Raw genomic sequence first — 12679 nt, forward strand, 5'->3', positions numbered from 1 at the left:
TTTTTAATTTTTTTTCACATTTAATACTGGGTTTCCGGCTGGTAATTTTGAAATATAATTTTAAAATAGCAAGTCATGAGAACAACGACTTTAATAATATGCTTTTGTTTATTTCAAGAGTTTGTATATGGACAGGATTCTCTTGTTACCGTGGAAAATAGAATAATTTCATTAACACCATTGGGGGCACAGGTGAAAGATGTCAACGGAGTGGCTGTAGGATTAGGAGGAACTTTATTAGATAATCATGCAGGACAAACTCAGAAAATTAATGGTTTAAATCTTGAACCTAACCCTTTAGGAATTTTCATGTGGATGTTTGCAGATCCGGACAAGCAAAGAGAAGATGGGACTTTTCTCATTGTAAATGGACTTTCAGTTTCTACTGCGGGATATGGTAAAAAAGTAATTCATCATGGATTATCTGTTTCCCTTTATAATTATGGGAAAAAGGTGAGCGGAGTTTCAGTAGCTGGATGGATGAACTCAATTGATACAGGAAATGGAATTTTAATTTCTTTAATAGGAAATAAAACGACTGCAATGAAGGGGGTGGGTATATCAGCTTTTAATGGTTCAGAAAAAATGATGGGAGTACAAATAGGAATTGGTAATCACTCAAATGAAATGAAAGGAGTCCAAATAGGTATTTTCAACAGATCGAAAAAAATCAAAGGGCTCCAAGTTGGAATATGGAACAAAAATGATAAGAGAAGTTTACCCATCATTAATTTTTAAAAATATTACCCATGAAAAATTTACCTTATCTATTGATCCTATTCCGTTTTATCACAGCATTTGTCATTCTGTACCTGGGATATTATATTGGAAATTCAGCGCGTCAATATATTCTGATTCTAATGTATTTTGGTTTACTTACCGATATTTTTGATGGGATTATTGCCCGGAAAACGGGTGTTTCTTCAGAAAAACTACGACGCCTGGATAGTCAGACTGATCTTGTTTTCTGGCTTTCACTGGGAGTTGCTTCTTATTTTCTCAATCCGGATTTGATTATTCATGAATGGAAAAGCATATTGCTGATCTTTATTATGGAAGCGTTATGCTATATTGTAAGCATATGGAAATTTGGAAAAGAAACTTGCACTCATGCTTTTATATCCAAAATGTGGGGATTAAGTTTATTGCTGGCATTTACTTATCTGATCGGTTTTCAGGAAACAGGCTGGGCTTTTAATGTAACAGTGATTCTGGGATTGATTTCCCATCTTGATGTTATTCTGATTGTTATATTTCTTCCTCAATGGCAATATGATGTTCCGAGTTGTTATCATGCCTTGAAAATCAGGAATGGAAAGTCACGAAAAAAGAGCATTTTCTTTAATTAGAAGATTAAATAATTGATTAATGATTTTTAAAGAGGGCGCAATCATCAAGTTGCGCCGTTTTTTTGTAACTTTGCGTCCATTAATTTTTATACAAAAATTTATTATCAACAAATGAAAAAGCAAACGATCAAAGAAATCCTAAAGGATTACAAGAAAGTATTACATCATGACATTACAGTTTACGGATGGGTAAGATCATTCCGTGCTAATCGCTTTATTGCACTTAATGATGGTTCTACGATTAATAATTTGCAGATAGTTGTTGATTTCGAAAATTTGATGAAGAACTTATCAAGAATATTAGCACAGCTTCTTCTCTTAAAGTTGTAGGTGAAGTAGTGGAAAGCCAGGGAGCAGGACAATCTGTAGAAATTGTTGCTAAAAAGATTATTATTTTAGGAGATAACTTTACAGAAGAGCTTCAAAGCACCATTCTTCAGCCTAAAAAGCACAGTTTAGAGAAACTTCGTGAGCAGGCACATTTAAGATTCAGGACCAATTTATTTGGAGCTGTTTTCAGAGTACGTCACGCAGTAAGTTTTGCTGTTCATTCATTCTTCAACCAAAACCAGTTCTTCTATATCAATACTCCGGTTATTACAGGTGCTGATGCTGAAGGAGCAGGAGAAATGTTCGGAGTTACCAACTTCGACTTGAATAATATGCCAAGAACGGAAGAGGGAGAAATTGATTTCGCTCAGGACTTCTTCGGGAAAAAGACCAACCTTACGGTTTCCGGACAGCTTGAAGGAGAAACTGCAGCAATGGGATTAGGAAGAATCTATACATTCGGACCTACTTTCCGTGCAGAGAATTCAAATACTACAAGACACCTTGCAGAATTCTGGATGATTGAGCCGGAAGTTGCCTTCAATAACCTTGAAGATAACATTGATCTTGCAGAAGATTTCCTAAAATATGTAATTCAATATGTATTGGATCACTGTAAAGATGATCTTGAGTTTAGACAAGCGTTTTGAAGAAGAACAAAAATCAAAACCGGAAAAGGAAAGAGCAAAAGAAGGTCTTATCGAAAAGCTTGAAAATGTAATAGCTAAGCGTTTTAAGCGTGTAAGCTATACAGAGGCTATCGAAATTTTAATGAACTCAAAGGAGAACAAAAAAGGAAAATTTGCCTATCCTGTTGAAAGCTGGGGGACAGATCTTCAGTCTGAGCATGAAAGATTTTTGGTTGAAAAACATTTCGAATGTCCGGTTGTATTGTTCGATTATCCGAAAGAAATCAAAGCTTTCTATATGAAGCTGAATGAAGACAACAAAACGGTAGCTGCAATGGATGTTCTTTTCCCAGGTATCGGTGAAATCATCGGTGGATCTGAAAGAGAAGCAAGATTAGACGTTTTAAAACAGAAAATGGCAGATATGCATGTAGATGAGCACGAACTTTGGTGGTATTTAGATACCAGAAAATTCGGTTCTGTACCCCATGCAGGTTTCGGTTTAGGGTTAGAAAGACTCGTTCTTTTTGTAACGGGAATGACGAACATCAGAGACGTAATTCCTTTCCCAAGGACGCCGAAAAGCGCTGAATTCTAGAAAAATAAAAAAAAGCCTTCATCATCAGATGAGGCTTTTTTTATTTTCCAATAGTTTATTATATTAGATGTATAAAGCAAAAATCATGCTAAATGTATTTTTTTATCAAATAAATTTATTAAATTCGTAGAATATGTTATGTTAAAACGCCAATATTAATATGCTTAAACAACACTTACAACTCAAATTAGGACAGAAGCTGGCTCCTCAGCAGATCCAGTTGATGAAGCTTATTCAGCTGCATACTCTTGAATTTGAAGAGGAGTTGGAGAGAGAGTTAGAAGAAAACCCTGCTTTGGAAATTGCCAAGGAGGATTCTAAGGAAGATGAATATTCTTCCCTGGAAGACGCTTATCAGGATGAGGGTACAGAAAGCATTGAAACAGATTTCGACGTTAACGAGTATCTTTACGACGACGAACCAAGCTATAAAACTGCATCCAGCAACTACTCTCCGGATGATGAAGAATTTGACAATGAAAGTCTTTTAACGGAAGGGCAGTCATTATATGATTATCTCACAGAACAAATTCACCTGATCAATATCAATGAAGAAGATCTAAAGATTGCAGAATACTTGATCGGTAACCTTGATACGGATGGATACTTGAGAAGAGAGATCAAATCTATTGTGGATGATCTTGCTTTCTCACAGGGAATTTATACCACTAAGGAAAGAGTAGATGATATTCTTGAAAATTATGTTCAGAAGCTGGATCCACCGGGTGTAGGTGCCAGAGGACTTCAGGAATGTTTATTATTACAGATTGAAAAGAAAGTAAGCTCTGATAAAGCTGTTTCTTTAGCCGCCAATATTCTGAGATTCCAGTTTGATGCTTTAACGAATAAGCATTATAATAAGATTATCCAGAAGTATGATATTGAGGAAGATGATCTGAAAGACGCTTTGGATGAAATTTCAAAATTGTCACCAAAAGTAGGAGGGAACTTTGATACTCAAACAATTACCATCAATCAGGAAATTATTCCGGATTTTGTAATTCAGGTGAAGGATGGGATGGTTATTCCAATGCTTAACAGTAAAAATGCGCCTACATTAAGGGTTTCTGAAGAATATAAAGATATTCTTACAACATACTCTCATGATAAAAATTCTTCAGAGCATAAACAGGCTGCTTTGTTTATCAAGCAAAAATTAGATGCTGCCAAATGGTATATCGATGCGATTAATCAGCGTCAGAATACCTTATTGCAAACAATTACAGCTATTGTTAAGTTTCAGAAAAATTATTTTATTACGGGTGATGAGAAATCTTTGAAACCCATGATCTTAAAAGATGTTGCAGATATTACCGGATTTGATATTTCTACCATTTCAAGAGTGGTGAAAAGTAAATATGCAGATACTCCAAACGGTATCGTCTATCTTAAGGATCTGTTCTCAGACAGCTTAACTAATGATGATGGAGAAGAGGTTTCTACTAAAGAGATCAAAACTCATCTTCAGGAAGTGATTAATAAGGAGAACAAGAGAAAACCATTGACAGATGATGCTTTGGTTGTCATTTTAAAAGAACAGGGATATAATATCGCCAGAAGAACGATTGCAAAATATCGTGAACAGCTCAATATTCCGGTTGCAAGGTTAAGAAAAGAATTATAATAACTTGTAACATATCCAACAATATAAAAAGGTGAACATTATTTGTTCACCTTTTGTTTTATACGATTTGATAAGTATACCTATTAAGAAATAAGGAATACAGTATCACTTATTCTTTTGAAGAGGCTGAATGTATTGATCTGTTTTCCAAATTCTTTATTTTCCCAATACACTTTTCCGTCTTTATAATCATTAACCAGAGCAAAACTGCCACCATTGATTTTTAAGAATGCGATAGCAGGAAAGGGCAGTTCCTCCAGATCTTCATGTTCCAGTTTTACTACCATGGCTTCAATATCAAAATCATCTTTTAATATATTATAAAAACTGAAAAAGGTATAATCTTCCACTGGAATATGGTAGTCTTTTATTTTTTTGGTTTTTATATTTTGTTGTATAAATTTTTTCAGCAAAAAATTAAAAGAGGTTAAGTAGTTATTTTTTTCAATCATAAATGCGGTTAGTTTTTAATAGATATAGTATGCATTTTCGCTGATACGGCTTAGAGGATTTCTTATACTTATCTTATAAGGAATGCTTTCTTCATTTTTAAAATGAAAATCAATCGTACTAATTACCTTTTTACTTTTTCCTATCCACTGATTATCTTTAAGCTTATAAAGAGAAAATTGATTGTAATGAAGATTTTGTTCTAGTATATTGAGAATAACAAGTTTATTTTGATCTTGCGGATAAAATGTAAGATGAGATCTTCCAATTTTATAGGATTGTTCTTCAAGAAAGTTAATATGTTGTTTTTCGGTATAGGAAAGAAGCTTCGATTTGGACAATAGAAACCTGTAATAGATATGTCTGTTGCTTTTCTTTATTTTTTCCCTTATTTTCTTTAAGGAATACGTGAAGGTATTGAACGAATAATTGATCCCCTTTGGAGAAATTGAAAAATTGCCTTTAGATCTAATCGGATCAATAAAGAAATACGGATTATCTTTGACATTGATAAGGTGAATCAATAGGTATTGCTTTTCAGTTATACTATTAACAATATTTCCTTCTATCCAATGATGAATGACTCCTGAATAGGTAAATTCCTGTACTATATTTTTATGATAATACTTAATTTCCTTTTGAAGTTCGAGTCTTCTTAAAACAAGGGTAAAGCTTTCAATTTCTGTAGTAATATCTGTAATGTCTTTGGTGTGAACAAGGTCAAACTCAAAGTTACATTCATCAAAACAAAAGTGTCGCCTATTTTCTAAAATATGAGCGTAATCTTTACTTTGTTTAAAAAGAGTAATGCATTGCTCATTGTTTCTGAATAAAGTAAAGAACCCGGCAGGATAATTTTTAAGAGGCGAGATCACATCATATTTTTTCAGCATTTTCTCGGTAATAAAATATCTGATATTACCAAAAACAATATCAATATCACAATATCCCCAAAAGTCATAATTTTTCAAATACTCCTGAAAAATAAGACCATAAGTAGGTTTAAAATCACATAATTTATAGCCATCCAAAATATTGATGGAAAGATTCAGCTTTTCACTGGCAATTTTACTGAATTCACTTAGATCATTGATTTTTATAAAATGGACATTGGCTATATGAAAAGGAGCTTCCAGATTGGTAAATATGAAAAAATCTACATCCGGATTGTATTTGCAGCTAAACAAAAAGTGACTGAAATAGGAAGGCCAGCTTTTCCCAAAATAACAGTTTATTAAAGCAATTCTAGTCATCCTACGTCAGTTTTTTCATATTTAATAATGAATCATAACTTTTGTGTAAAAAATAATACAGAATAGATTCATAGAGATTAGGTTTTGAGGCAAACATTCTGTTGATGAACATGTGGATATAGCTTACTACTAATGATTCAACCATTTGCTCAGACTGGAGCTGTTTGATCTCAGCAATATAGGGAGCCGTTTTTTTTGTTCTGGTGTTTACTATTTTACTAAAGTCATTATTTTCTATTAAAAGATGAAGGACGCTACTTCTATTATCCCTGTATTTATCCTTTAGAGCTGCTTTAGAATCTTCATCTACCATACTACTATATCCATTGGCAAGCCGGTTCATTATATCTCTCTTTTGAGTTCGACTATATCCAAAATCATCCAGGATTCTATCAATTCCTACAATGGCAAATTTCCAGGTAACTGTTTCTGTTAATTCTGCTTCTTTTAATAAACTGCAAACACATTCACTGTCAAAATGGAAAATACTTTCCATGTGATCAATGGTAGATTCTCCATATCGTTCGATCTCTCTGTTGTAGGTATCCATAACGATTTTGTGGATGATCATTTCCTGAGTCAAATATTTATCAAGCAGCTGATAAACCTGATTTGAAATGTTATGATTCTCAGATGAAGTTAAAAAACGAAGTCTGATATGGTGATCCGGATCGCTATATCGCATGAAAAACCATTTTTTGATAATCCCTTTTTTAATAAGGTTATTGGCAAATTTACAAATGACATTTTTGATAATCTGATCGGTAGCCTTTGGGCTGCAATAGATCTTATAGAAAAGCCATTCGCTTCCTGGAACGAAATTTCTAATTACCGTATTTTTAACAGTAGGAAGTGGCAGTATTTTATTTTTTTTACTGCTTATATTATTCCATGGAATAAGAAATTCATTACTGTGTTTATTTCCATCAATATCTTTTACAATGCTTTCATACTGATGAGATAGGCTTTCAAAAACCCGTATGCTTTTTTCCTTGGTAAGATGATCAAGTAATATTTCCAGGGACACATCCTCATTCATAAATACAGGAAGCTCCATATCTCTTTCTGCAAAAGTAAAGATCTCAGGAATTTTCCTTTCCTTTAAATAATCTCTGAAGGTACTTATAGATGCTTGTTTTCCATTAAAAATTTTCTCATAAGACAGGTGCCATGATGTTCTTGATAAAATAACATTATTAACCATGACCCTTGGAAGATAATCATAATTGGTAAACATCCCCCAATTCCAGGAATAAGAGGGAGTTGTATTCTGATACTGGAGATCACAAAGAAAATGATAAAGAGGTACTTTATGTAAATTATAATTGTGCGCAGACGAAAGACTTGGAATAACTTCTTTATTGTATTTTTTAGAACGAAGGACAATTCTATCATTTTTGATAGAAATCATCAGGTCATTCAGATAAATTGGTTCACTACCAGTGCTGTGAGGAGTAAGAATTGGGATTTCGTATTTTCTTAAACAAGGTCTAAGAAGAATATTTCCAACTCTTGGTTGTGGAGTATGAGCAATTTCGGCAATGATTTGATTTTCAAAGAAATTTTCTTCCTGCAATAAAGCCGCTTTTACAGATTCTTCCAACTGGTCGTCCAGATGACAAAAACGTCCGATAAACGTTGATGATGATGGCCCATCTGTGAATTTATTGAAAATAATAGGTTGTTTTTCCTGATCCTCATAAATTTGTACGAGCGAAGACATTGAAAATGGAACATTTTTATTTTCATGTAAAAATGGTACCAAATCATCCTGTGTAAGCTGTATTGAATGATGATTGTTTTGGACAGCATCAATTAATTTTTTACCTAAAAATTCATTCCATTTTAGAGATCCTCGAACTACATTGGAAGTGTTTTCAGATTTAAACTGAATTCCCTCAATCAAATCAGGAGTGTCATGATCCGAATGTAATGGATAATTGATACCTGATAAGGGGTCAAGTGCTAATAATAAAGGAATTTCTTGCTGATCGTATCTTGCTGTAAATGCTTTTTTGAAATTTTCCAGCTCCTCAATAGTGTCTTCTGTTCCAATTTGAAAAGCTAAGGAAATTACCTTTTTAAAATCTTTAAAGATATTTTTATGAAGTGAATTAGAAGTATTGCCTTTTAATAAATCAGTTTGAAGAATATTTTTCTTGTTGCTTATAATTCCTATGGTATTTAAGATTTGATAAATCTTATCAATAGCATTACCTATTTCGTGGGTTTTATTTACTTCCTGTACAATTTCAAATATGGAAATGAGCTTAGTTATAAGCTGTACATCATCATTATTATTTTTTGAAGCAGGGATCTTTATTTCTTTTAAAAACTGATAGATAGAATCCTGAAAATGTTTGTCAGTCACTTTTGGAGAAAGTTCACTGACAAGAATTTTTGAATCGATAAGTTCATTGATGTAGTCAAAGCTATCTTCATAAGAAATATCCTGATTAACCAATATCTCTATGATGGATGGAAGTTTTAGTCCACTTTGACAAGCTTTTATAATTGAGTTTAGGTATTTATTTTTTTCTGTAGAAATAACTTCATAATTCAGCATTGCAACCTTTGATGTAGGCTCAATATAGCGATATTTGTTTTTAGTGCTGTATATTGTATTGTTGGTATAGAATTTACAGGATTGTCTTATAAATTTTTTTTGCTCTAATCGTTCAACAATATCATGGATAACCTGCATATCTAATCTGGCATGCACTTTATCCTGTTTTTTATCCAATGTTATCAGGGTATGATCATCCCACTGTCCCATGCTTACTCCGGCATTGGTACCAAATGGAATCGTTCTGAAATGAATTCTTAGCCAATACTTAAGTAAAGATTTCTTCATTTTATCAACTTTCTCCTTTGGAAGTTTTTTTTCATCCCAAAGAATAAGCTGGTCATATAAGTCCGGTGAAGATAGATAAATGGCTTTTCGGAAACCCTCTGTATTGATATCTTTTTCCCACTCTTCAATACTTGTTTGTGGAAACGAAGGAGTTCTCAGTACATAAAAGTTTAATCTTTCTATATCGTTGTATTTCATCCTATGTTCATTAAATAAATTTTATCCCAATCCTTAGCTTTGTCAGGATATTGATAATCCAATAATACCATTCCTACTCCGGAAATACCTTCCAGAAGCCCAGTATGCTCCACCCATACATCATTTTTAGGATCATAAGGGAACTTTATTCCTTTTTCCAGTTGTTGTAATGTAATAGACATCCAGTAATCGTGAGCTTCTTTGAGTTCCTCTCGTTGAAAAATTTTGAAAAATTTATTGAAAATATGTGATATTCCCGATGTACCATGACAAATTCCTGTATCGATACAATCATGTGTTGTACTAGAAAATACGCCTGATTTATCCAACCTGATTTTTGCTGAATTTAGAGTCATATAAAGACAGATATCTTTTAAGTTTTCATCCTGCAAAACGGTGTAGGCCTTCCATAGGCTGAGTGCTACACCTAGATCACCATAGCACCATGCCAGCCTGTTTGATAGTTGTTTTTCACCGGTAACGACATTAATTTTTGAAGGAAATATATGGGCTGCATTTTTATTTTCTTCATAGAGGTTTATAAGAAAATTAACCGTTCCTCTGATTAATTTCTCACAGGTTTCTTTCTCACAGTTTTTATGATAACATTCTGCTAAAAAAGAAATGATGGATGGTAAGCCATGAGCCAGACCAAGATCGCAGATATTATCCTCTTTTACTATATGATCAATCCAAAAAAATGAATTGTTTTGTTCATGTTTTAAATGGTCAATATATGACACTATTTTTGCTACTGTGTCAAATCTTTGAATTTCAATGAAATAAAGACCTAATCCAATAAGACCTGTGAATAAATCATATTCTTTTTTGTTTACACAGGTAGCTAGTAATTCTAAGAAAAATTCGATAGAATCTTCTTCTATTGCATCAATATCTTCATCAGTAATAATGTCGGCAGTATGTAAAAGCCTCATAAAATAGGTTACCGCCAGACTGCCACTGGCAAATGAATAATAAGGAGCTTCAGAAGCCAGGTCGATGAGCGTTTCAACTCTTTCAATCTCTACATCCTCATGGTAAAATAATGAATAATAACTACTGCCCAGGCTGAAGGTAATGTTTTCAGCTTTGTCCTCATTGCATTTTTTTGAAATTTCGTTTAGAAAAAAATCAATTTTATCTTTATACATATTGGCTTAATATTTCGATAGCGGTTAAAGAATCTTTGTGTGTTCTGGAGATATTATTAAAGATAAATTCATTGTATCCATAAAGTTCTTTGAACTCCAGAAGTTTTTCATGAAAAAAGTTTCCGTCTCCGATAAGATTTATACTATTTAAATCATTATTGGTACTACTTTTGGCAACTTTTATTGCTTTTTGTTTTGTTTTATGACAGCAGCCAGAAAAGGTCAATACCATTGAAGGTTCTTTTCCATGTTTTGCTTTGTATTCTGCTTTAAAGTTTTGTAACTCTTCTTTTAAATAGTCTTTGTTGGATCCTACATGAAATATAGATCTTGCAAAGTTAAGATCATGCTGTAAAGACACATTCAATCCGGAATGTGAAGAGCCCATATACCATACATCAGGAATATTACCTTTATAAGGCGGAATAATTAAATCTTTTTTAAGAAATTCACTTTCTTCCCTTAAGAAACTTAAGGTAGATTCCAGTTTTGGAAGGAAAGATGAATAGTAGGTATCCTTATCAACACCTGCATTAAAGTATTGAAAATCATATTCACCAACCAAACCTTTTACAAATCCAAGATCTATTCTTTTTGGGTATAAGCTGGACAACAGTTTGTAATTATGAGCTACTCTGAATGGACTTTGCAGAGGCAGGATAATTCCTGCAATTCCTATTTTTATTTTATCTGTTAATCCTAATAAGATGGGAAGGAGCATTTCAGGAGTAGACCAGGCCATATCATGTGCTTTTGAAAAATAATTTTCAGTAACCCAGAATCTTGAGAAACCAATTTCGTCTGCTCTTGTAGCATAATCGATGATGTCGTATAATGACTTTTTAGAATTGTTGAGTGAATTTTCTCTGATTCCAAACTCTAAAAGACCTATTTTTAATTTTTTTGCCATGATAAGCTTTTAAAAGTAGCTACTCCCTGGGGAGTAGCTTTCTTTTGTAAAATGTTCTGATTTAGAATGATCCGCAGATACATGCATTAGAAGATCTAGTACTTCCAGCTGTACATGTCCAGTGTGTACAGTCAGCAATAGATGTGAATGCTAATTTTCCTGCCTTTACAGACTTCATTTCGTCAGAGTTCAATTGTGATAACTTCTCTTTTTTAAGAGTTAACTTTTTTGTAAGCTTTTTGCTCATGGTTAAAAAATTTAAAATTTACCTACTCGTTAGCTTTTCGGTTTCCGCTTTATATGTATTAATTGTAATACCTTATTGATAATGCTAAGTGTATGATATTGTTTTACCCAACAAACTAGTCACGTTTATTTTTACTGTAATTAACATCAATATTTGAAATAAAACTTCCCATGCTGGTCTCCCAATCTCCCTGACTCTGATAATGATATAACAGATCATTTGACAATGTCTTCTTGGCTGATATTCCAAATATGAAATCTGTATCCTCCTGAGGAATACTTTCTACGAGTTGTAAGGTAATAGCGAGTTTATCCAGATGAGTATAGATGAGTTTATATTCCTGAAGATCAATTGTTTGCCATCCTGTTGTGGTGGTTTTGAATATTATATTTTCATTAAGCAGGGATTCATAAGGCAATCCATCCTTAACGCTATATATATTTAACTTTAAAGTAATTTCTTTATATCTTGAACTGGGAATAATATGAAAGCTATAGCTGTTAAGCTTAGTCCAGTTGTAAATATTGAATATTTGACCTTGTTCAATGGTAGGAACGTTTTGATCAAACATTTTAGAGAAGGTAAACATAGGTCTTTTTTTTGCCCCTATTATTTCTCTTTTAGTTTTTTGTCCTGTCAGATTAATTTCCCGAATGGCATTCACTTTTTTGCCTAATTTGATATCAGCATTCTTGATGATTTCATTTACCGTAAGCTTTTTACTTTCATATCCGTTAGCTTCAATAACGACATAATCATTTTTATTCGTGTTATTAGGAATCTCCAAAGAATATTTACCATTGATATCGGTAATCGTACTTACTTTTTCTTTCCCTATACTTATTGAACTATAGGAAACAGCTTCTCTATCTTCATTCGTGACAGTACCCGAAATTTTTTGTGAAAAAACAGGCATAGTAAGTAATAAGGCACAGATGGCCATTACAATCCTCATCGTTAGTTATTAGATTTTAATTATTAATTTTTTCTTGAGCCAATATAGGAATTAATTTGTATTAATCACTATCGTAGGAATAAAATGGTGATATTTTTTTTATTGTATATGTATTATTTGATCATAATATG

Annotated in this window: 10 protein-coding genes and 1 pseudogene; 4 read left to right on the top strand and 7 right to left on the bottom strand. The window is 32.8% G+C overall.

Annotated elements, in window-relative coordinates:
- The first annotated feature begins 75 nt into the window (after positions 1-75).
- The 4 genes and pseudogenes from QWZ06_RS04840 (at position 76) to rpoN (ending at position 4530) form a co-directional block, all read left to right on the top strand.
- Positions 76-738: an LA_2272 family surface repeat-containing protein gene (locus QWZ06_RS04840; RefSeq protein ID WP_290296089.1), complete on the top strand. Its 663-nt coding sequence runs from the start codon at positions 76-78 to the stop codon at positions 736-738.
- An 11-nt stretch (positions 739-749) separates the two neighbouring features.
- Positions 750-1349, top strand: a complete 600-nt coding sequence (locus QWZ06_RS04845) for a CDP-alcohol phosphatidyltransferase family protein (protein ID WP_290296091.1) — start codon at positions 750-752, stop codon at positions 1347-1349.
- A gap of 111 nt (positions 1350-1460) precedes the next feature.
- Positions 1461-2906 (top strand): annotated as a pseudogene (gene asnS / locus QWZ06_RS04850) (asparagine--tRNA ligase).
- 160 nt (positions 2907-3066) lie between these two features.
- A complete protein-coding gene (rpoN, locus tag QWZ06_RS04855; protein WP_290296094.1) occupies positions 3067-4530 on the top strand; it encodes an RNA polymerase factor sigma-54 in 1464 nt (487 codons plus the stop codon).
- Positions 4531-4613: 83 nt separating this feature from the next.
- Here rpoN and QWZ06_RS04860 read toward each other — a convergent pair whose 3' ends face one another.
- The 7 genes from QWZ06_RS04860 to QWZ06_RS04890 all read right to left on the bottom strand — a co-directional run bounded on the left by QWZ06_RS04860 (position 4614) and on the right by QWZ06_RS04890 (position 12548).
- Entirely contained in the window at positions 4614-4982 is a 369-nt protein-coding gene (locus tag QWZ06_RS04860; RefSeq protein ID WP_290296096.1) for a cysteine peptidase family C39 domain-containing protein, read from the bottom strand.
- Positions 4983-4997: 15 nt separating this feature from the next.
- Entirely contained in the window at positions 4998-6233 is a 1236-nt protein-coding gene (locus QWZ06_RS04865) for a DUF6625 family protein (protein WP_290296098.1), read from the bottom strand.
- A 1-nt stretch (position 6234) separates the two neighbouring features.
- Positions 6235-9285 carry a lantibiotic dehydratase gene (locus QWZ06_RS04870; protein ID WP_290296099.1) on the bottom strand — a complete coding sequence of 1017 codons (3051 nt, stop codon included), beginning with the start codon at positions 9283-9285 and terminating at the stop codon, positions 6235-6237.
- Positions 9282-10436, bottom strand: coding sequence for a lanthionine synthetase LanC family protein (locus QWZ06_RS04875; RefSeq protein ID WP_290296100.1), 1155 nt, complete (start codon positions 10434-10436; stop codon positions 9282-9284). The genes QWZ06_RS04870 and QWZ06_RS04875 overlap by 4 nt, the downstream gene beginning before the upstream one ends.
- Positions 10429-11346, bottom strand: a complete 918-nt coding sequence (locus QWZ06_RS04880) for an LLM class flavin-dependent oxidoreductase (RefSeq protein ID WP_115970151.1) — start codon at positions 11344-11346, stop codon at positions 10429-10431. Before QWZ06_RS04880 ends, QWZ06_RS04875 begins: the two co-directional genes overlap by 8 nt.
- A gap of 61 nt (positions 11347-11407) precedes the next feature.
- Positions 11408-11593: a class I lanthipeptide gene (locus tag QWZ06_RS04885; protein WP_115970152.1), complete on the bottom strand. Its 186-nt coding sequence runs from the start codon at positions 11591-11593 to the stop codon at positions 11408-11410.
- A gap of 115 nt (positions 11594-11708) precedes the next feature.
- Entirely contained in the window at positions 11709-12548 is an 840-nt protein-coding gene (locus QWZ06_RS04890) for a carboxypeptidase-like regulatory domain-containing protein (RefSeq protein WP_290296106.1), read from the bottom strand.
- Positions 12549-12679 lie beyond the last annotated feature (131 nt).

This window comes from Chryseobacterium tructae (assembly GCF_030409875.1).
Lineage (GTDB): Bacteria > Bacteroidota > Bacteroidia > Flavobacteriales > Weeksellaceae > Chryseobacterium > Chryseobacterium tructae.

Excerpts from the sequence above, each read along its gene's own strand:
- QWZ06_RS04840 (WP_290296089.1), top strand. The coding sequence starts at position 76 with ATGAGAACAACGACTTTAATAATATGCTTTTGTTTATTTCAAGAGTTT.
- QWZ06_RS04845 (WP_290296091.1), top strand. The coding sequence starts at position 750 with ATGAAAAATTTACCTTATCTATTGATCCTATTCCGTTTTATCACAGCA.
- rpoN (WP_290296094.1), top strand. The coding sequence starts at position 3,067 with ATGCTTAAACAACACTTACAACTCAAATTAGGACAGAAGCTGGCTCCT.
- QWZ06_RS04860 (WP_290296096.1), bottom strand. The coding sequence starts at position 4,982 with ATGATTGAAAAAAATAACTACTTAACCTCTTTTAATTTTTTGCTGAAA.
- QWZ06_RS04865 (WP_290296098.1), bottom strand. The coding sequence starts at position 6,233 with ATGACTAGAATTGCTTTAATAAACTGTTATTTTGGGAAAAGCTGGCCT.
- QWZ06_RS04870 (WP_290296099.1), bottom strand. The coding sequence starts at position 9,285 with ATGAAATACAACGATATAGAAAGATTAAACTTTTATGTACTGAGAACT.
- QWZ06_RS04875 (WP_290296100.1), bottom strand. The coding sequence starts at position 10,436 with ATGTATAAAGATAAAATTGATTTTTTTCTAAACGAAATTTCAAAAAAA.
- QWZ06_RS04880 (WP_115970151.1), bottom strand. The coding sequence starts at position 11,346 with ATGGCAAAAAAATTAAAAATAGGTCTTTTAGAGTTTGGAATCAGAGAA.
- QWZ06_RS04885 (WP_115970152.1), bottom strand. The coding sequence starts at position 11,593 with ATGAGCAAAAAGCTTACAAAAAAGTTAACTCTTAAAAAAGAGAAGTTA.
- QWZ06_RS04890 (WP_290296106.1), bottom strand. The coding sequence starts at position 12,548 with ATGAGGATTGTAATGGCCATCTGTGCCTTATTACTTACTATGCCTGTT.